The organism is Streptomyces sp. NPDC014894 (genome assembly GCF_043080985.1).
In the GTDB taxonomy this organism is placed as follows: domain Bacteria; phylum Actinomycetota; class Actinomycetes; order Streptomycetales; family Streptomycetaceae; genus Streptomyces.
The window spans coordinates 39,868-58,948 of record NZ_JBIBWD010000017.1 but is presented as its reverse complement, the minus strand read 5'-3'; the positions used below and the strand labels follow the sequence as shown (position 1 = coordinate 58,948).

General features: G+C 73.7%; 16 protein-coding genes. 10 read left to right on the top strand and 6 right to left on the bottom strand.

Annotation, left to right across the window (positions count from 1 at the left end):
• Positions 1-45 precede the first annotated feature (45 nt).
• The 5 genes from ACF089_RS30760 to ACF089_RS30740 form a co-directional block, all read right to left on the bottom strand.
• Positions 46-1,449, bottom strand: coding sequence for an NAD(P)/FAD-dependent oxidoreductase (locus tag ACF089_RS30760; protein ID WP_392033712.1), 1,404 nt, complete (start codon positions 1,447-1,449; stop codon positions 46-48).
• Between the two features lie 386 nt (positions 1,450-1,835).
• Positions 1,836-3,257: an FAD-dependent oxidoreductase gene (locus tag ACF089_RS30755; protein ID WP_392033709.1), complete on the bottom strand. Its 1,422-nt coding sequence runs from the start codon at positions 3,255-3,257 to the stop codon at positions 1,836-1,838.
• Entirely contained in the window at positions 3,254-4,435 is a 1,182-nt protein-coding gene (locus ACF089_RS30750) for an MAB_1171c family putative transporter (protein WP_392033706.1), read from the bottom strand. The genes ACF089_RS30755 and ACF089_RS30750 overlap by 4 nt, the downstream gene beginning before the upstream one ends.
• Before the next feature lie 52 nt (positions 4,436-4,487).
• Complete coding sequence (locus tag ACF089_RS30745) at positions 4,488-5,096, bottom strand: toxin-antitoxin system, toxin component (RefSeq protein WP_392033703.1); 609 nt, start codon at positions 5,094-5,096, stop codon at positions 4,488-4,490.
• Positions 5,093-5,722 carry a hypothetical protein gene (locus ACF089_RS30740; RefSeq protein WP_392033701.1) on the bottom strand — a complete coding sequence of 210 codons (630 nt, stop codon included), beginning with the start codon at positions 5,720-5,722 and terminating at the stop codon, positions 5,093-5,095. The genes ACF089_RS30745 and ACF089_RS30740 overlap by 4 nt, the downstream gene beginning before the upstream one ends.
• A 1,215-nt stretch (positions 5,723-6,937) precedes the next feature.
• Here ACF089_RS30740 and ACF089_RS30735 point away from each other — a divergent pair.
• A complete protein-coding gene (locus ACF089_RS30735; protein ID WP_392033698.1) occupies positions 6,938-7,525 on the top strand; it encodes a hypothetical protein in 588 nt (195 codons plus the stop codon).
• A gap of 820 nt (positions 7,526-8,345) precedes the next feature.
• Here the strand turns inward: ACF089_RS30735 and ACF089_RS30730 are convergent.
• On the bottom strand, positions 8,346-8,888 hold the full coding sequence (locus ACF089_RS30730) for a DapH/DapD/GlmU-related protein (RefSeq protein ID WP_392033695.1): 543 nt from the start codon (positions 8,886-8,888) through the stop codon (positions 8,346-8,348).
• 466 nt (positions 8,889-9,354) lie between these two features.
• Here ACF089_RS30730 and ACF089_RS30725 point away from each other — a divergent pair, with 466 nt between their 5' ends.
• The 9 genes from ACF089_RS30725 to ACF089_RS30685 all read left to right on the top strand — a co-directional run bounded on the left by ACF089_RS30725 (position 9,355) and on the right by ACF089_RS30685 (position 18,961).
• A complete protein-coding gene (locus ACF089_RS30725; RefSeq protein WP_392033692.1) occupies positions 9,355-10,167 on the top strand; it encodes a class I SAM-dependent methyltransferase in 813 nt (270 codons plus the stop codon).
• 55 nt (positions 10,168-10,222) lie between these two features.
• On the top strand, positions 10,223-10,498 hold the full coding sequence (locus ACF089_RS30720) for an acyl carrier protein (protein ID WP_392033689.1): 276 nt from the start codon (positions 10,223-10,225) through the stop codon (positions 10,496-10,498).
• Between the two features lie 29 nt (positions 10,499-10,527).
• Positions 10,528-11,541, top strand: coding sequence for an Inducer of phenazine A (locus ACF089_RS30715; RefSeq protein ID WP_392033686.1), 1,014 nt, complete (start codon positions 10,528-10,530; stop codon positions 11,539-11,541).
• Between the two features lie 161 nt (positions 11,542-11,702).
• Positions 11,703-14,072 carry an iron-containing redox enzyme family protein gene (locus tag ACF089_RS30710; protein ID WP_392033683.1) on the top strand — a complete coding sequence of 790 codons (2,370 nt, stop codon included), beginning with the start codon at positions 11,703-11,705 and terminating at the stop codon, positions 14,070-14,072.
• Positions 14,069-15,904, top strand: a complete 1,836-nt coding sequence (locus ACF089_RS30705) for a carbamoyltransferase (protein ID WP_392033681.1) — start codon at positions 14,069-14,071, stop codon at positions 15,902-15,904. Before ACF089_RS30710 ends, ACF089_RS30705 begins: the two co-directional genes overlap by 4 nt.
• A 59-nt stretch (positions 15,905-15,963) precedes the next feature.
• The gene (locus tag ACF089_RS30700; RefSeq protein ID WP_392033678.1) at positions 15,964-16,152 is read left to right on the top strand and encodes a hypothetical protein; all 189 of its coding nucleotides are present in this window, start codon (positions 15,964-15,966) and stop codon (positions 16,150-16,152) included.
• Positions 16,115-17,545: a beta-ketoacyl-ACP synthase III gene (locus ACF089_RS30695; protein WP_392033675.1), complete on the top strand. Its 1,431-nt coding sequence runs from the start codon at positions 16,115-16,117 to the stop codon at positions 17,543-17,545. Before ACF089_RS30700 ends, ACF089_RS30695 begins: the two co-directional genes overlap by 38 nt.
• Positions 17,546-17,654: 109 nt before the next feature.
• Positions 17,655-18,722 (top strand): beta-ketoacyl-ACP synthase 3, encoded by a 1,068-nt coding sequence (locus ACF089_RS30690; protein WP_392033672.1) that lies wholly within the window; start codon positions 17,655-17,657, stop codon positions 18,720-18,722.
• Complete coding sequence (locus tag ACF089_RS30685; protein WP_392033670.1) at positions 18,719-18,961, top strand: phosphopantetheine-binding protein; 243 nt, start codon at positions 18,719-18,721, stop codon at positions 18,959-18,961. The genes ACF089_RS30690 and ACF089_RS30685 overlap by 4 nt, the downstream gene beginning before the upstream one ends.
• Positions 18,962-19,081 lie beyond the last annotated feature (120 nt).

Below are 19,081 nucleotides of genomic sequence, written 5' to 3'. Positions count from 1 at the left end.
GGCCGGTGCGGTCGGTGCGGCCGGACGGCGGGGCGGACGATCCGGTCAGGGAGCGGCGGTCTTCCGCTCGGCGTCGCTGAGGGGAGGGCCGGAAAGGGGCGGCCGACGCGGCCCGAACAGCATGGGCGCCAGCATGTCGAGCGGTGAGAAGAGCCGGCTCGGCGGCTTCTCCAGGCTCATCACGTCCAGCAGCGCCCCGAGCGCCCTCGGGTTCCCCGCGCCCGTCGCGACACAGCGGTCGACGTAGCGGGCGAGCAGCAGTTCGGTCCTTCTGGGCGGGGTGTCGACGGCCCCCGGGTACAGGGCGTCCTGACCGATGGCGAGACCCCAGGCCGCCGACACGGGCCGGGCGGCGGCCCGTTGCAGCCGGCGGGCCGTGCCGGGCGCGGCGAGCGGGTGGGAGCGCAGCACATCGCGCACGGCGAGCGCGCACTGCGCGGCGACGGTGAGGCCGTGCCCGTAGACGGGGTTGTAGGCGGCCGCGGCGTCGCCGAGGACGGCGAATCCGCCGGGCCAGGTCCGCGATTTCTCGTAGTAGTGACGCTGGTTGGAGGTCGTGCGGGTGGTGAGGACGCCGCCGAGGGGCTCGGCGTGTTCGAGGAGTTCCCCGATGACGGGGTCGGCCAGCGCGCGGGCGAAGCCGAGGAAGGCCGCGCTGTCGCCGGAGGGCTCGCCGCCGCGGGTGCCGGCCAGGGTGACGATCCAGCGGCCGCCCTCGATGGGCAGGATGATGCCGCCCCGGCCGGGCGGCGACGCGGGGTTCGCCTGGACGTTGACGACCGGGAAGCCGGTCGCGGCGGTGGTCCCCGGCGCCCGGTAGAGGCGGGTGGCGTAGGCGAGGCCCGCGTCGACCTCTCGTGCGGCGACGCTGGGGAGGCCCAGTTCGCGGAGCCAGTGCGGGGCGCGCGAGCCGCGCCCGGAGGCGTCGACGACGAGGTCCGCGGCGAGCGTGCGCTCCCGGCCGCCGCCGGTGTCCACCCGGACGCCGGTGACCCGGGCCGGGCCGCCCTCCAGCCCGGCGGCGACGGCGCCCTCCAGGAGCGTGATCCGGGCGTCGGCGAGGACGCGGGCCCTCAGGACGGCGTCGAGGAGGTCCCGGGAGCAGGTCAGATTGCGGTGGCGGGTTCGGGTGAACCGGCGGAACCACACCTCGTTGGGGGCGCGGCTGACCATGTCGCCCATGATGTGGAGCAGATGCCCGCCCCGGGCGACGATGTCGCCGACGACGCCGGGCAGCAGCTCGTCCAGGGCGGCCACGCCGCCGGACCACACGATGTGCGCGTGCCGGGCCTGGGGGACCCCGCGCCGGGGCTCGGGACCGGCCGGCAGCACATCGCGCTCCACGACGGTGACATCGGCGAACTCGGCGAGGGCCGCCGCCGCGCAGAGACCGGCGGCGGAGGCTCCGAGGACCACCGCGGTGGGTCCGCGTCCGGTGGTGTCAGACATGGATCACGCTTTCTGTGGCTGCCGCGGGCGCTGGGGCAGCGCCGGGACGGCGGCGACGTGGTCATGGGTACGGGTGGGTGCTGCTGAGGCTGTGGGTGCAGGGGTGTGCGGATGTACGGGTGTACGGGGACGGGCGTGTGCCGGGCGCCGGTCGCGGCGCCCGGGTGCTTCCCGCGCGGTGCGGACACGGTCGGCCCCGGACGCCGAAGGTCCGGACGTCGAAGGTCCGGATGCCATGGACCCGACGCCGAAGGTCCGGAGGTCGTCGGCCGGGACGCCGAAGGTCCGGATGTCGTCGGCCGGGACGCCGAAGGTCCGGACGCCGTCGGCCCGGACGCCGAAGGTCCGGATGTCGCGGGCCCGGGTCCGGACCCGGCCGAGCCCGGCTACCGGCTCGGCCGCGCGGCCCCGCGCGCCCCCTCCAGCAGCTCGCGCTCCGCCCGGGTGAACTGGGGCCCGTCGAGCCGCGGCCGCAGCGGACCGGTCAGGGCCGTCAGCAGCACACTGGGTCTGGCCAGGGAGCCGGGAGTGGCCTGCAGGGCCAGTACGTCGGTCAGCGCCGTGGCGGCGCGGAAGGAGCCGGTCGCCGTGTGGGACAGCCGGCTGACGCAGTGCCTCAGCGCGCGCTCGGCGAGGTTCGGGTCCTCGCCCGTGGTGGTGGAGAAGTGGATGTCCTGCCCCACGGCGAGGGTCCACGCGGTGTCGACGGGTCGGGCGATGGCCCGCTGGGCGCGGCGGGCCAGATCCGGCGTCGGACCGGCCGGGATCAGCGCGCGCAGCGCGACGGCGCCCTGCGCGGCCACCGACATGCCCTGCGCGTAGACGGGGTTGAACGCCGCCACGGAGTCCCCCAGCGCCACCAGCCCCTCGGGCCAGCGGGCGAGCCGCTCGTAGTAGTGGCGGCGGTTGGCCGTGCTGTGGCTGACGCTCACATCGGTGAGAGGTTCGGCGAGCGCGATCAGATCGGCCAGGACGGGATGGCGCAGGGTGCGCGCGAACGGTTCGAAGGCGTCCGGGTCACGGGTGGGCTGCCCGCCGGGAGCGCCCATCAGGCTCACGTGCCAGCGCTCGCCCTCGACCGGCAGGATGCCGCCGGAGTTGCCGGGCCGGGGCAGCCGGGAGTCCGCCTGCACCCCGACCATGGGCCAGTCGCGGGTGGGGACCGGAGCGCGGTAGAAACGGCTCGCGTAGACGAACCCCGAGTCGACATGGGCGGTGGGAAGACCGGAGACGCCCAGCTGGGCGAGCCAGCGCGGAGTGCGGGTCGCCCGGCCGGACGCGTCGATGACGAGATCGGCGCGGAGTTCCGTCTCCGCGCTGCCGGCCGCGTGCACCCGGACGCCCGTGACCGTACGGCGGTCGCCCAGGAATCCGATGGCCCTGGTGTTCGTCCGCAATCTGACGCGGGGGTCCTTCAGGACCTGCTCCCGGACGACGAAGTCGATCAGGTCCCGGCTCGCCGAGATGAGGAAGTGGGTGCTGCGCCGCCAGCGCCGGTACCAGCCCTCGGGGGAGTAGATGACCATGTTGGTGGTCATCGGTATCCGGTTGGCGCCCGCCGCCAGCAGCGCGTCGACGGCCCCGGGCAGCAGGCTGTCGATGGCCTCCGCCCCGCCCTGGTGCAGCAGATGGATGTGGGCGGCCTGGGGGACGCCGGCGCGCGCGCCGGGGCCCGAGGCCGGCCCATGGGCCTCGACGATCTCCACGGAGCCGACATGGTCCTTGACCGCGGCGGCCGCCAGCATGCCGGCGACGCTGCCGCCGATGACGACGGCATGGGTGGGTCTCCGGCGCGGGTGGTCGGTCATGACGGGCTGCTTTCTGCCGGGGCAAGGTAGTGCTCGTGGTCGCGGACGACGGGCGAGGCCAGCGCCAGCGAGAGCGGAACGAGGTCCTTCGAGCGCCAGGCCGAGGCCGGCGCGGCCGTCCGCCGGTCGTCGGGTGCGCCGAGCTGCCGTGCGCGGGCGGCGAGGATCATGGCCGCGTCCGCGGCCACCGAGGCCGAGTGCTCGTCGTGGCCGTCGCGGAGCGCCGCGCGGTGGGCGGCGTCGCGGACGGCGGGGTCGCAGTACGGGGTCAGCGCGTGGATGGCGTCGTACAGGGCCGTCTTCCGCCCGGTCAGGGCCACCGCCGGGGACGTCCGCCACCACGGCAGCGAAGTGCGGATCGCGCCCGGGGTCGGCACCTGCTGGAGGGCCCGCCACAGCGGGGTGAGCTGCCGCAGCTGCCGTACGGCCCGGGCGGTCTGCGCCACCCGGGGGCCGGCCAGGGGCAGGGCGAATCCGACGGAGCCGAGCACGGAGGAGTAGGCGGCGAACTGGACGGAGAGCGGGATGAGGTGGTCCAGGTCGTGCCCCGTCCACCGGGCCGTCACCGCGGTGAGCCGGAGGATGTCGTAGAACACGATGGCCAGATAGGCGGGGGCGAGGATCCGCAGACCGGCCCGGAGCGAGCCGTGGACCTCTCTGCTCCACCGCCAGCACAGCGTGCACGTCGTCATCATGGCCACGCCCTGCGCGATCAGATAGGTGAGGATCATCTCCCGGATGTAGGGGGTGTTCGCGTAGACGACGTCGAACAGGGCGACCTCCTCCACGGGAGCGTCGCCGGCCCAGAACAGGACGAAGATGGCGAGGGTGGCCAGACTGTACGCGGCCACACACCGGCGCGACGCCCGCCGGGTCTGCTCCGGGGGCCCCGACCGCCAGTTGACGATCAGCAGCAGGCTCACCCCGCCGAACGCGGTCGTCATCCCGTACACCACCGGCGCGGCCGCGTTGGTGACGCCGGTGAACCGGTTGAGCGCGGCGATGGCGTCCGGCGCGCCGAAGATCATCGTCCAGCCGCCGATGAAGAGCAGCAGGCAGACGGTGCGCAGCAGGGTGTCGTGGGGCCTTCGGATCAGCGCGGGGAGCTTCAGCGCGCAGACCAGGAAGAGGGCGAACCCGCAGGCGTAGTAGCCGAAATCGCTGGATCCGGATGTCACCTTGCTGCTGTCTCCTCGGTACGGGGCGTGGGGGAGGTCCGGGCCGAGCGGATCAGATCCGGCGGATGCGGTGCGCCATGGACGCCCGGATGCGCCCGGCGAGGTTGTGCGGGTCGGCGGGCGTGCGGATCTCCGCCAGGGCGGCCTGCACATCCGTGGCGAACCGGATGCCGAACAGCTCCGCCTCGACCTCCTCGTGCACATTGCGGGCGTCGGCGCGGGCCGCGAACTGCAGAGCGGCGTCCCGGCGGGTGGCCGGATCGCCCTCGGCGTCGTCGGCCCGCGCGATCTCGGCCGCGAGATCCGCCAGCGCGCCGGCCGGCTCGTACTCCGCGGCGCGGGAGGCCGCCGGACCGTGCGCGGTGGCGTTGCCGCAGTGGCCCTGGAACATGTGCCACGCCTCGTGCCCGATGATCACCAACTGGTGCTCCGGGTCGGTGTTCTCCTCGTACGCGATCAGATCGTGGCCGGTGCGGTCGACCCACAGCCCGCTCGCGGTCCCGGGCGGAAACGCCGCCTTGCGTAATCGGACCGGCCGTCCCCGCACCTGGGTGAGGACCTCGCCTATCGCGGGGATGACATCGCCCTCGTCGGCGGGCGTCCGCAGATGGCGGACGAGCCGCGCACTGAGCTGCCGCATCGATCTCGCTGCCGTACTCATGGCTCTCCTTCGGCCTCGTCGAGCTCCAGCAGCGCCTTGAGGGTCGCGTTGAGTACGTTCCAGCGCTCCTGGGGGAGTTCGCGCGCCTGGCGGAGGGCGAAGCCGCGGACGTCGTCGAACCCCGCCAGGGTCTCGGCCGGCGGGTCCGCCGCCGGGCCCTCCGGTCCCGCCGGCTGCCGCGCGGCGACGACGGGCAGCAGAACGCGGTTGAGGGCCTCGGCGGCCGGGGCGGTGAAGAACGCCTCGCCGCCCCCGACCCGGAAGAAGTCGACCAGGCCGTGGAGGAGTTCGACGCTGGGCATCTTGTCGCCCGAGCAGACCTGGCGCGCCCAGACCCGGGAGACTCCCAGCTGCTGGGAGATGCTGCCGGCGAGATCCTGCATCCGCCCGCCGGTACGGGCCAGATGGGCGTCGGAGAGGGCTTTGACGCGTGCCCGGACCCGGTCGTTGACCGTGTCCGCCGGCGCGCGGCCGCCCTGGAGCAGCACACGGACGGTGTGGACGGGCAGAGCCGTCTCGGCCGCCAGCTCCTCGGGGGTGGGCAGATCCGATCGCTCCAGGTACCGCTGTCGGATCAGCGCCTCAAGGTGCTCAAGGGTCTCGCGCAGTGACCGGGCAGGGTCCACCGACGTGCTCCCAGGTGCTCTGGATCGAAAGCTGGTGTGCATGCAGCGGTCACGGTACGTGCCCCCGGCGCATATTTCAACGATCGTTGGCCGGGTGGAAACGATCATTGACATCGCCCGGGCGGGGCTCGGACGGCGCTCGCGCGGCGGGCGTCCGCGCGGGCGCGGGCGGGGCGGACCGTCGCCCCACATCCCTTGCGCGGAGGGCGTGTTGCCGACGGCCGGGAGGGGAGGGCGTGGGTACGCGCCGCCCGGTCGGGGGCTTCTGTACGCGCTGCCGGGCCGGGGCTTTCGTCCGCGCCGCCGGGCCTGGCGCTTCCGTCCGGCGGGCGCTCGGTGCGGCCCGCGTCGGCGCGTACCGCCGTCCCCGCCCCGGTCGTACGCGGTCGTGGTCGGTGGCCGCCCCGGCGCTCAACGATCGTTGCTCAACTGAAAACGATCGTTGACAGGTTGAGGTCGCCCGTAGGAGGATCACGCCACGCCGCAGCCCGGCCGAGCGAGTCGAGATCCGAAGCCCGGCAGGCCGTGGACGGTCCGGGCCTCGGGGGAGCCCGGACCCCGTGGGTACGGGACTCCCGCGGTTCGGCCGCCCGGCCGATCCCTCCGACGAAGTCCGCGCCGAACCGGAGCCCTTGGCGGAAACAGGATCGGAAGCGGAAGCGGGAACAGCGCACCGGGCGGGCGGCGCCCCGGCCGGGCCGGTTCGGCGGCCCCGCCGCGAGGCCCGTGGCCGGGACCCGGTTCCGGACGACCGCGAAGTCCGGTGCGAGCGCGACCACGTGACCTCGGACGCCGATGAGGAGAAGACGTTGACGACCATCGATACCGTTTCCCCGGTCCATGACCTCGCGGCCGCCCGGACCGGAGCCACCCGCCCGGATCCGGCGGCGAGAACCGACCGTCACCCGCCGCCGTCGTCGTCGTACCGCCCCGGTCGACAGCCGCGACCCGCTCCGGCGCGGCCGGCCGGCCGCCGGGACCGGCGCTCCGGCGCACACCGATCCAACCGGGCGGAGGCCCTCATGACCGGCACGGCTCGACCCGTATGTTCCGCGGACCCCGGCAGCTGGGATCCGGGGGTCCGGCCCGGCGGCCCGCTCCGGTCGCTGACGGCGTGACGGCCTGACGGCCTGACGGCATCTCCGCGCCCGCGGCCGAGGCCACCGGGTGGATGAGCGAGGCGCGGGTGAAGCAGACCCTCGACCGGACCGGGATGTGCTCGGCGCGTCCAATCTGGATCCCGGGGTGCCGCGCGGGGAGCATCCCACGGCGGCCGTCGCGCTGATCAATCCGCGCCAGAAGGACGTCAAGGACTTCCTGTCGACCGCGTTCCGCGCGCCGGACGGGGCGAACGACCCGCTGATGCTCTTCAGCCGGTTCGACCGGACGCGGACGCGCCTGGTCGGCGACGACATCAGGACCCGCGGCCGGATGACGTTCCGGGAGGGCGAGCGGGGCGCCCTGGAGGTGACCGCCGATGTCACCTTCGTCCATCCGGTCGCCCGGGCCGGGGCGGACAGCGACGAGGTCACCCGTACGATCGTCCGGCGCGAGGCGGTGCTGAGCCGGGGCGACCCGGCGAAGGTGATCACCGAGCCCGGGACCTTCTCCCTCGTCTCGTACGCGGTCCGCACGGCGAACGGCGGCTGCGGCGAGGTCGCCGGCTACCTCGCCCCCCGGTTCTCCGCCGATTCGGCGGCGGCCGACGGCCCCGCCGTCGACCCGTACGACCGCAGCACGCCGACGGCCGAACGGACGCGGGACTCGGCGAAGGGGGAGCGCGGGGCCGCCACGCGCTCCTGAGGACGCCCCTCCTCCGTACGGGGCGTCCGCGCCGTCGGCGGGGCCCGTTCTCGTGAGCCGCAGGCCGGCGCCCGCCCGGGCCCGGTCAACCGTCCGCCGGGGCCGTCCGCGCCGGCGGCGACGCCTGTTCCGGTGAGCGGCGGTTCGAAGCCGACCCGACTCCGTGAACCGTCCCCGGTGTCTCCGGACGCCGGTCCGGTCGTGGACCGCCGCCGGCTCCGGCCCGTACGAGCCCCCGCCCCTCGCCGATGCCCGCCGGCCCGCTGCCGCAGCCGTGTTCGCACCGGCTCGGGCCGAGGCGGTGCGACGGCCGACGCCGGTGGCGCGCGCGGGGGTTCGCCCGCCGGGCGGCCACGCCGGGTTCGCCCGCCGGGCGTCATGGAGCGGGGGTGCCTACGCCCAGCCGATGCCGTGCCGAGCTGGGTCAGCCATCCGGATCAGGTGACACGCCATACGCCAGGAGCGGCTCAGGTCCAACGATTAGTCCACTGTTGGGACAGCTCCCGACGCGGCCGGCCAGTTCCTGGCCAGGTCTGGGGCCAAGGGCGCGTACTTCCTGCGGGCCAGCTCGGTGGGGGAGCGGCTGGACAAGCTGGAGTGAGTGTCGGGGCTGGGCAGACCTGCTTGCGGTGGGGCGAAGAGCGGCACTGGTGCAGACGCCGTGCCGGACGCCGGTGAAGGGTGGACGGCAGGCCCGCTTCTTCCGGCTCAGAGACCTCCGTGGAAACGCTGGATCACGACCAGCTGCCTCCTGGATGATCAATTCCAAGGGGTCGTCTGGCGGCCCGCAGTCGGGCTCGGTGTGGTTCCGAGGGGGCGGTCACCACTTTCGGTGCACGGTTGCCTTGCTGCCGGTCACCAGGCTTTCGGGTGGAACGTCATCAGCCACGACTGCGCCGGCGGCGACCACGGCGTCACGGCCGATGCTGACGCCGGGCAGAATCGTGGCACCGGCACCGATCCACACGTTCTCCGCGACGTCGATGGGCGCGCCGGTGAGATACAGCCGCCGCTCCCCGGGATCAACCGGGTGGCCGCTGGTGATGAACGTGACCTTCGGTCCGATCATCACGCGCTCGCCGAGCCGGATGCCGGCGTAGTCCAGGAACGTGCAGTTCTGGTTGATGAAGACACGGTCGGCGAGGTCAAGGTTCAGGCCGTGGTCCGTGTAGAAGGGCGGATGGATCGTGGCTCTCGGCGGCAGTGGCTTGCCGAGGATCTGCTCGAACAACTCCGCCTTGCCCGCTTCGTCTTCGAAAGGCAGGACGTTCAGGCGGGAGGTGAGCCCGGTGACCCGCAGGACCCTCTCGGCCATGGCCTGGAACTCGGTGCTGTGGATGCGCATGAGACGGTCGCTGGACATGCCGCGATCCTGTCTGCGCAGCGGTGACTGGGCAACTCCCCGAGTGATCAGAGTCAAGGGTGCCGCCGGGAGCGAAATGCCCTCGGGCCGTGCGCGGGTCCGCCCGCCGGGCGTCGTGCGCTCCGGCCGCGCCGGGCCCGCCTGCCCCCCGGTCGGCCGGCCCTGCTCCGGGGCCGTCGTCGGCGCGGCCGGCCGACGGGCTGAAATCCACACCCCCGCACCGCGATTCACAAGCGCACAAGCGTTCAACGCGTGAACGCCCCGAACGCGAATACTCCGTTCCCGGCGGGCAACCCGATGGTTTGTATGGGGGAGCCGATAAACCGTCGGCCGCCCTTCGAGCCGCTCCGGAAAGCTTCGCCGACCCCGCACGGGGGCGAATTCCATGCTGCGGTTCGCGCAGCGGCGCATTGAGTTCCGCGCCCCGCCGGAGAGTCCGGCGTATCCCCCTCTTTCAGGAGGCCCGATGAGCAAGGATTTGCAGAGCTTCGACACCAGGAACACCTACAGTGTGGCGTCGTCCGACTATGCCGTGGCCGCGGAGGAATTCTGGGGCTTCATCTCCGACGACACCGTCGCGAGTCTCGATCTGCGGCCCGGCATGCGGGCGCTGGACTTCTGCTGCGGCCCGGGGCCGATGACGGTCCGCATGGCCGAGCGGGTCGGCCCGACCGGCCATGTCGAGGGCGTCGACATCCTGGACGAGATGCTCGGCATCACCCAGCGCAGGGTCCGCGAACGAGGGCTGGACCAGGTCACGCTGAGGCACGGCGACATCGACGCGCTGCCGCCCGGCGGCGAGCGCTTCGACGTCGTGAACTGTTCGCTGGGCATCTACTTCGCCGAGGACATGGTGCGCACGCTTGCCGCCTTCTGGTCGTATGTCCGGCCCGGCGGAACGCTCGCGATCACCACCATCGGCCGGCGGCTGTTCGAGCCGGTGCTCCCCGTCTTCTTCGAAGCATGCCGGTCCGAACGGCCCGGCATGGGGACCTATCTGCCCTGGGTGCGGACCGAGGACCCGGACGTCGTGCGCGCGCTGCTGGACGAGGCCGGGGTGACCGGCGCGGAGGTCACCGCCGCGGACACCCCGCTGCCGCTGGGCTCCCCCGAGGCCTGGTGGCCGATCGTGCACGGCAGCGGGCTGCGCAGGCTGGAGACGGAACTCGGCCCCGAGGCCGAGGAGCGGGTCAGGAAGACCTGCGAGGAGTGGATCGCGGAGCACCGGGTCGACCGGATCAACGTCGGCACCGTGCGCGCCATCGCCGTCAAGCCCTGACAACGCGGTCGCCCGGGCGCCGCCGGAGCGTCCCTTCCACGGCAGGAGAGAGAACATGCTCAACAGGTCCGACATCGCTTCCGTGACGGTCAAGGCCATCACCGAGATTCTTGAGGAGGAGGGGGAGAAGCCGTCCCGGATATCGGGCGGAGACAGTCTCACCGGCCTCGGCGTGAGTTCCCTGGTCTTCGCCCGGGTGGCCATCGAACTCGAAGACGAACTGGGCGTCGACCCTTTCAAGGAAGGGCTGGAAGGAGAGGTCTCCGTGCAGACGGTGGACGATCTGATCGACGCCTACGAGAACGCTCTGGCGAAATCGGGTGCGCAGTGAAACTCCACCGCTATGAACTCACCCCGCAAATGAAGCAGTACGACGACTTCGACAATCGCGGGCACACCCGGTATCTGCCGTATCTGATGTACTTCAACCACGCGGACTACCGCTCGGAGGTGCTGAACACCGACCGGTACGGCTTCCGGTTCACCCACGGCCCCTCCGGCGAGCGCGCGGCGGTCGACGGCGAGACGGCGCGGGGGCCGGTGCGGCTCTTCGTCGGCAGCTCGGTGGCGCTCGGCATCGGGTCCACGAGCGACGCGACGACCATCCCGTCGTACCTGTGGTCCCGGTACGCCCCCTCCACCCCCTGGCTCAACTTCAGCGGCCGGAGCTTCAACTCCGTCCAGGAGCTGATCCTCATGCAGCTCTACCGCCATCTGCTGCCGCGGGTGGAGGAGATCGTCATCCTCTCCGGGGTCAACAATCTGCTGCTCAGCAGGTTGCCCGCCGAACAGCACGGGGACCACGGCGCGTTCTTCTACTGCAATGAGTACTACGAGCTGATGGAGCAGCTGCGGACCCGGCACCGCAGGCCGGGCCGCCGGCTCTGGGGCCGGGCCGCGCGGTCGCAGGACCCGCCCCCGCCGCGAAGCGCCCCGGCCCCCGTGCCGGACCTCGACCGGCTGATCACCCACGCCACCGCTCTCACCGAGCGGCACGTGGACGGCTGGCGGCACCTCGCGGCCGCCACCGGGGCCCGGGTCTCGTACGTGCTGACACCGCTGGCCCCCTGGATCCGCGAGGAGCCCGCCGAGGAAGAGGCCCTGCTCTTCGCGGAGCTGGACCGGCTGTCGGGATTCGGCGTCCCGCTGGACGAGATGTTCGGCGAGATCGCCACCCTGGACGCCGGCCGGCAGTACGCCCAGGCGCTGCGCACGGTGTGCGAGAAGCAGGACGTGCGGTTCCTGGAGATCGCCCCGCTCATCGCCGAGGCGACGACCCCGAAGGACTGGATCTTCGTCGACCGCGGTCACTTCACCGACAAGGGCAGCGACATCTTCGCCAGGGTCCTGGCGGAGCGGCTCGCCCTCTCCTGAAAGGACGGTTCCGCGATGCGGTTCGTTCGGAAGCTCATCACCGGCTGGCGTCGCCGCAAGGCCAGGCGGAAGACCGACGACTCGATCTACCCGATGTTCTGATCGCCCGCCGGCCCCCGAGGGCCGGCGCCGGTCACCCCGTACCGAAGGAGATGAGGCGGATGCCTGTCCAGGCCGCCATCGCGCCGATCGCATCGGCGAAGCCGGACGACTCGGCCTGCCGGTCCCTCTACGCTTGGGCCGCCGATCCGGAGGGGACCTTCCCCGCGGAGGGCTCGGCCGAGGAGATACGCGCCGAGTTACTGCGGCTCCGGGCCCCGGACACCGAGGGGCCGGGCCTCGACGGACTCCGGATCCGCCTCGCCACCTGGGCGGCCGACGAGCGGCGGCGCTACGGCGCGCTGCCGGCCGAGTCCGGCGGGGCGCCGGACGCCCGAGCCGAACGGGACGCGCCCGACGAACGGGACGCGCCCGCCGAGGGGGACGCTCCCGCTGAACGGGACACCTCGGCGAATCGTGACGCGCCCGCGAAACGGGACGCGTCCGCCGAGCGGGACGCCCTCGCCGAACGAGCCCTGCTGGCCTGCGCCCCGCTGGCCGCGCAGAACGGGGCCTGGCTCCAGTGGCTGACCTCCCCGGCCCGCGCCGACGACCCCACGGCACTGCGGATCCTCGCGCTCTACGCCTCCGACGTCGGGGTCGGCCACCCCCGCGCGTCCCTCGGCAGCGCCTATGTGACGGCGCTGCGGAGGGCGCGGCTGGCCGAGTACGCCGTACCCGCCTCCCGGCTGGCGCTCGACCGGCGGATCGCCGACCGGAACTTCTACCTCCCCGGACTGCTGCTGGCCATGAGCAGGCTCCCCGAGCACTTCCGGCCGGAGATCCTCGGCGCGGACCTCGCGCTGCGCACCGTCGGCGTACTGCCGCCGCTCGTCGTGGCGGAGGGGGCGCCGGCCCCCGGCCCGGCCCAGATCGGCGAAGGGGCCCCGAGGGAGGGCTCGGACGCCGATCACGGCTGGGCCGCGACGCAGGCGTATCTCCGGGTCAGGGGCGAGGAAACGGACCGGGTCGCCGCGGGCTTCGGCTGGGCGTGGGGGGCGCTGGCGCGCTGGAGCGACGATCTCCACGCCGAGCTGCGGTCCGCCGAGGACCCCGCCCACGACATGGCCGAACTGCTGCGGGGACGGGCCCGGGAGGCGGCCGTCTACCACCACGGCACCGTGCTCGCGGGCCGTTCGCTCTCCGAGTGGCTGCGGGAGTGCGGCCGGGACCCGTCCGGCTTCCTGGGCGCGCTGGCCGCCAGCGATCTGATCCGGCCCGGCAGGTCCGACCGGAGCCGGCTGGTCAACGGGCTGGTCATGCAGCGGGGGCCCATGTTCCGGGTCTTCTCGCCCAAGGACCTGGCGGTGATACGCCGATGGATCGACTCGCTGCCCGCCGGGCCCGGCGCCTCGTCCGCGGAGGCCGCCGCTCCGTCCGCCGGACCGGGCGCCTCACCCGCCGGGCCCGACACCCCGCCCGCCGGGGCGGCCCGGGCCCCCGCCTCGTACCCCCTTCCCGCCCTGTTCACCGCCCCCGCCCCCGCCGGCCGCGCCCCGACCGGCCTCAGGTCGGCCTTCCACCTGCTCCAGCACCGGCGGCGGACACCGGAGCTGAACCGGTACACACGGGACTACGTCCGCGGCTGGCTGGCGCGCTCCCGGCACGGCATCGACCAGGACCCGAAGGCGCTGCCCCGGCGGTGGCCGGCGACCGGCCTGCGCCCCTGGCTCCTGGACCAGCACGACCGGCACGACCGGGATCTGGAGACGGCCGCCGGCGCCCCGCTCCCCTCCCGCGAGGAGCTGATCGACGCCACCGTGCAACTCGCCCCGCTCACCCTGATCGACGGCTCCTGGCTCCAGGGCTTCACCGACTACGAGCTGGCCTCGTCCGAGCACGGGCACTTCCTCTTCGAGACGTACTGGGACGAGCTGGGCAACGGCGTGCCGAAGCTGAACCATCCGCTGATCTACCGCGAGGTCCTCGGCGAGATGGGGGTGGAGCTTCCGCCCACCGCCTCCGAGGAGTTCGCCCACTGGCCCGGATTCCGCGACAGCTCCTTCGAACTGCCGGTGTACTGGCTCAGCGTCGGACGGTATCCGCGGACCTGTCTGCCCGAGGTGCTCGGGCTCAATCTGGCCATGGAGCTGTCCGGCGTGGGCGGCGGCTATCGGCGGGCCCACCGGGCGCTGGAGCGGTACGGGTACTCCACCAGGTTCGTCGACATCCACAACACCATCGACAATGTGGCCACCGGTCACTCCGCCTGGGCGGCCGACGCGGTCGACGCGTTCCTGACCTCGGTCCTCGGATCGCAGGGCGCCGACGCCCAGGCCGAGGCCTGGCAGCGGGTGCGGACCGGCTTCAGGTCGCTCGACCCGCCGAAGGGATTCGGGGCCCGCCGGGCGGCGCGCCTGGCCCGCCGCGCCGGACCGGCCCGGCCGGCGGCGGACGGCGGCCGCACCCGGCGCGGCGAGGTGCGGTCATGACCGAACTGGTGCTGGGGATCTCGGCCTTCTACCACGACAGCGCCGCCGCGCTGGTCGCCGACGGGACCCCGCTGGCGGCGGCGCAGGAGGAGCGGTTCAGCCGGCGGCGGCACGACCCGGCCTTCCCGGAGCGGGCGGTGCGCTCATGTCTGCGCGAGGCGGGCGCGGGGCTCGGCGATGTCTCGGCGGTCGCCTACTACGAGGACCCCGCGGTGAAGTTCCGGCGGGTCATGGCCACCTTCGCCGCCACCGCTCCGCACGGATACCCGGTCTTCCGGGAGCGGCTGCCCGAATGGCTCTCCTGGCGGATGCGCGCGGCGGCGACCGTACGGCGACGGCTGGCGGACCTGGACGCGGGCCCCGTGCCGGAGGTCGTGTGCCGGGCCCATCACGAGTCGCACGCGGCCTCGGCGTTCCTGCCGAGCCCCTACGAATCCGCGGCCGTGCTGTGCGTGGACGGCGTCGGCGACTGGGCCACCACGACGATCTGGCACGGCCGGGACACCCGGCTGACCAAGGTCGCGGAGATCCGCTTCCCGCACTCGCTCGGACTGCTGTACTCCGCGTTCACCCACTTCTGCGGATTCAAGGTGGACTCGGGGGAGTACAAGCTCATGGGGCTCGCCCCGTACGGCGCCCCCCGTTACGCGGACCTCATCCGCGAGCGGCTGATCGACATCAGGCCCGACGGGTCCTTCCGGCTGAATCTCCGTCACTTCGCCTATCTGCGCGGCCGGGTGATGACCGGCCGGGCCTTCGAGACGCTCTTCGGCGGTCCGCGCCGACGGCCGGAGGACCCGCTCACCGAGCGGGAGTTCGATCTCGCCGCCTCCGTGCAGCAGGTCGTGGAGGAGGTTCTGACGCTGCTGGCCCGAACGAGCGCGCGGCTCACGGGCGAGAAGCGGCTGTGCCTCGCCGGCGGGGTGGCGCTCAACTGCGTGGCCAACGGGAAGATCGCCCGATCCGGGATCTTCGACGATCTGTGGATCCAGCCCGCGGCCGGGGACGCCGGCGGCGCGCTGGGCTCGGCGCTGTCGGTCGCCATGGAACGGGGAGCGGCCCGCCCCGGACTCGGGGAGCGGCCCGACGCGATGTCCGGAGCCCTGCTCGGCCCGGCGTTCGACGACGAGGAGATCGCGGCCCATCTGGACCGGCACGCCATCCCGTACGTCACTCCCGGCCGGGACGCGCTCGTCGGACAGGTCGCCGACGCGCTGGCGGACGGCCGCGTCGTGGGCTGGTTCCAGGGCCGGATGGAGTTCGGCCCGAGGGCGCTGGGCGCGCGCTCGATCCTCGGGGATCCCCGCGATCCGCGGATGCAGAGCACCATGAACCTCAAAATCAAGTTCCGGGAGTCCTTCCGGCCGTTCGCCCCCGCCGTGCTCGCCCAGGACGCCGCGGACTACTTCGACCTGGAGCGGGAGAGCCCGTACATGCTCCAGGTCGCCGAGGTCGCGCGCGCCCAGCGGCTGGCGGGGGCCGGTGAGTCGGACGCCCGGGGGCTCGATCTGCTCCGGGTGCCCCGCTCCACCATCCCCGCGGTCACCCATGTCGACTCCTCGGCGCGCGTGCAGACCGTGGACCGGCACACCAACCCCGTCTTCCACGATCTGCTCACCGCCTTCCGCGCCCGGACGGGCTGCCCGGTCCTGGTGAACACCTCCTTCAACGTGCGCGGCGAGCCGATCGTCCACTCGCCGCGCGACGCGTACGCCTGCTTCATGCGCACCGACATCGATCTGCTGGTGCTCGGCGGACATCTGCTGCACAAGGAGCGCCAGCCGAAGTGGCGCGAATCGGCGGACTGGCGTGCGGAGATCCCCCTCGACTGACCCACCCCTCGCGCTCCTCGGCGCGAGGCCGACGCCCACGCTGAGAAGGACCGACGCATATGCGGGACCTGCTGCTGTTCCCGATCTACTTCCTGGTGTTCACGCCGCTGAGCCTGCTGCTCCGGCTGTTCCACGATCCGTTGCACCGCCGCTGGGACCCCTCGGCGGACCACTACTGGCACTACCGCCGGCCCCCGACGGGAGAGAGCGATGACCAGCGTCCACCCGACCGCGCCACGGCCGTCTGACGGGCCGGGGCCTTCCGGACCACCCGCGCCCGCCGGGCGCCCAGGGCCTGCCGAACGGCCCGCGCCGTCGGACGGGCCGGGCCCGGACGCCGGTCCGCGCCCCGCGAACGGGGCCTACCGCACCGCCGAGGCCCGTACCGCCGTCCTCGCCGGAATCGGGTACTGGCTGCCGCCGACCGTGCTCACCAACGACGACCTCGGCCCCCGGGTGGGGACCTCGGCCGAGTGGCTGCGCAGCCGTACCGGGATCACCAGCCGGCATGTGGCCGGACCGGGCACGGCGACCGCGGATCTCGCGGTCGAGGCGGGGAGACGGGCGATGGCCTCGGCGGGCATCGACCGGGTGGACCTGGTGTTGGTCGCCACCACCTCCCCCGACCGGGTCTGCCCGGCCACCGCGCCCGACGTCGCCGCGCGGCTGGGCCAGCCGCAGATCGCGGCGCTCGACGTCGGCGCGGCCTGCAGCGGCTTCCTCTACGGGCTCGCGGTCGCCGGCGGCATGATCGCGAGCGGCGCCGCCGGGCGCGTTCTGGTCATCGGCGCGGAGACGCTGACCTCGCTCCTCGACCCGGGCGACCGGGCCACCTCGGCCATCTTCGCCGACGGCGCGGGAGCGGTGGTGCTGCGCGCGGGGCGGCCCGGGGAACCGGGCTCGATCGGGCCGGTGGTCCTCGGCAGCGACGGCGCGGCGAGCGATCTGATCGAGGTGCCGGCGGGCGGTTCGCGGGACCCCGGGCCCGGCACACCGGACAGTCCGGGGGCGCGCTATCTGTCGGTGTCCGGCCCCGAGGTGTTCCGGCTCGCCGTCAAGCGCATGACCGAGGTGTCGCACCGCGCGCTCGCCGAGGCGGGCTGGCGGCTCCCGGAGGTCGACCGGGTCGTCGCCCACCAGGCCAACGCCCATATCCTCGCCGCCGTCGGCCGGAAGCTCGGCGTCCGGCCGGACCGGATGGCGACCAACATCCAGCACGTGGGCAACACCTCCGCCGCGTCCATCCCGATCCTGCTCGCGCAGGACGCCGACGACGGGCGGGTCAAACCGGGGGACCGGGTCCTCCTCACCGCGTTCGGCGGCGGGTTGACCTGGGCGGCCACCACCCTCGTATGGCCGACATCGACATCGACATCGACACGTCCGCCGCCGCCGACAGCGGACGCGTATCGCGCCGGCACGAGCGGCGGTGACGCGGAGGGTCACGTCCCCGACGGCCGTGGTCCGAACGCCCATGGCGCGAACGGCCACGGGAGAAACGGCCCCGGCGCCGACGCCCACCGCTCCGACGCGCACCACACGGACGCCCACCACACGGATGTCCACCGCACGGACGCGCACCGCCCGGACGCGCACCGCACGGACACGCACCGCACGGACGCCCACCGTACGAGCGGATAGGCCGCGGCGCCCCGACGGCGGCGGCCACGGCCGAGAGCCCCTCGGCGAACGCCCGCACCCCCGGCCCCCGGCCCTCCGGAAGGGCCGCCCGACCACCCTGGGAGCTGTCATGCCCACCCCTGCCGCGGTCCTGTGCGGTCTGGGCACGAGCCTGCCCGAACGCGCCGTCACCAACCGGCGGCTGATCCGCGAGAACGGTCTGGACTCCGACGACCGGTGGATCCTGGAGCGCACGGGAATCGCCGCCCGCCGGCTGGCCGACGCCCGCACCAGCACCGGCGACCTCGCCCGCGCGGCGGGCCGGGCCGCGCTGGACTCCGCCGCCGAGCTGGCCGGCGGACCGGTCCCGCCCGACATCGTCCTGCTCGCCACCACCACCCCCGACCGCCGCTGCCCGGCGACCGCGCCCGAGGTCGCCCACCGACTGGGCCTCGGAGACATCCCGGCCCTGGATCTCTCCGCCGCGTGCGCCGGCTACATCTACGCGCTGAGCTGCGCACAGGCACTCGTCGCCGCCGGTCTCTACACCCGCCCCCTGGTCATCGGCGCCGAGACCTACAGCACCACCCTGATCGATCCGCGGGACCGCGACACCGCGATCCTCTTCGGCGACGGAGCCGGCGCGGCGCTCTTCCGCTCCGGCTCCGCCGACGAGCCGGGGGCGCTGCTCGCCCAGGAACTGGGCAGCGACGGAGCCCGCGCCGAGCTGATCCAGGTCCCGGCGGGCGGCTCGCGGCTGCCCTTCGGCGCGCCCGGCGCCGCCCCGGAGAAGTACTACTTCGCCATGAAGGGCCGCACCGTCTACTCCCAGGCGGTCCGCCGGATGACCGCCTCCTCGCGCGGCGTTCTCCGGCGGTCCGGCTGGAGCGCCGAGGACGTCGACGCCTTCATCAGCCACCAGGCCAACCAGCGCATCATCGACGCGGTCGCGGACCGCCTCCGGATCCCCGCCGCCCGGTGCCACGGCAATCTGCGGGAACTGGGCAACACCGCCGCCGCCTCCATCCCCCTGGCGCTCGCCGACGCGGCGGAGCGCCGACTGGCCGCCCCCGGCGCGCGCACCCTGATCACCGGCTTCGGCGGCGGGCTGGCCTGGGGCTCGCACACCCTGCTCTTCCCCGAAGCCCGACCGCACGCGTGCTCCCCGCACGCCGACGACGACAAGGCCCCCTCATGACCACCCGTTATCAGCATCTGTCCCAGCGGCTCGTGGAGAAGTTCCACGTCGACCCCGCCGCCATCCGACCGAAGGCGACCCTCTCCGAACTGGATCTGGACTCCCTGGCGATCGTGGAGCTGACGATGACGCTCCAGGACGACTGGGGTCTCGACCTCGACGAGATCGAGACGCCCCCGGAGATGACCCTCGACGAGCTGTTGTCGACGGCGGAGACCGCGCCCGCGGTGGACGCGTGACGCCGCCCCGGCCGCCCCGGCGGCCCGACTCCCCGCGCGCCCCGGCGAGGACCGCCCCGTCGAGGACCGCCGTGCGCGTCCCCCTGGGAACCACCGCGCGAGTCCCCCTGGGAACCACCG

Coding starts and splice junctions, on each gene's coding strand:
- ACF089_RS30720 (WP_392033689.1), top strand. CDS start 10,223: ATGCTCAACAGGTCCGACATCGCTTCCGTGACGGTCAAGGCCATCACC.
- ACF089_RS30705 (WP_392033681.1), top strand. CDS start 14,069: ATGACCGAACTGGTGCTGGGGATCTCGGCCTTCTACCACGACAGCGCC.
- ACF089_RS30715 (WP_392033686.1), top strand. CDS start 10,528: ATGAAGCAGTACGACGACTTCGACAATCGCGGGCACACCCGGTATCTG.
- ACF089_RS30760 (WP_392033712.1), bottom strand. CDS start 1,449: ATGTCTGACACCACCGGACGCGGACCCACCGCGGTGGTCCTCGGAGCC.
- ACF089_RS30745 (WP_392033703.1), bottom strand. CDS start 5,096: ATGAGTACGGCAGCGAGATCGATGCGGCAGCTCAGTGCGCGGCTCGTC.
- ACF089_RS30725 (WP_392033692.1), top strand. CDS start 9,355: ATGAGCAAGGATTTGCAGAGCTTCGACACCAGGAACACCTACAGTGTG.
- ACF089_RS30690 (WP_392033672.1), top strand. CDS start 17,655: ATGCCCACCCCTGCCGCGGTCCTGTGCGGTCTGGGCACGAGCCTGCCC.
- ACF089_RS30695 (WP_392033675.1), top strand. CDS start 16,115: ATGACCAGCGTCCACCCGACCGCGCCACGGCCGTCTGACGGGCCGGGG.
- ACF089_RS30700 (WP_392033678.1), top strand. CDS start 15,964: ATGCGGGACCTGCTGCTGTTCCCGATCTACTTCCTGGTGTTCACGCCG.
- ACF089_RS30730 (WP_392033695.1), bottom strand. CDS start 8,888: ATGTCCAGCGACCGTCTCATGCGCATCCACAGCACCGAGTTCCAGGCC.
- ACF089_RS30685 (WP_392033670.1), top strand. CDS start 18,719: ATGACCACCCGTTATCAGCATCTGTCCCAGCGGCTCGTGGAGAAGTTC.
- ACF089_RS30710 (WP_392033683.1), top strand. CDS start 11,703: ATGCCTGTCCAGGCCGCCATCGCGCCGATCGCATCGGCGAAGCCGGAC.
- ACF089_RS30755 (WP_392033709.1), bottom strand. CDS start 3,257: ATGACCGACCACCCGCGCCGGAGACCCACCCATGCCGTCGTCATCGGC.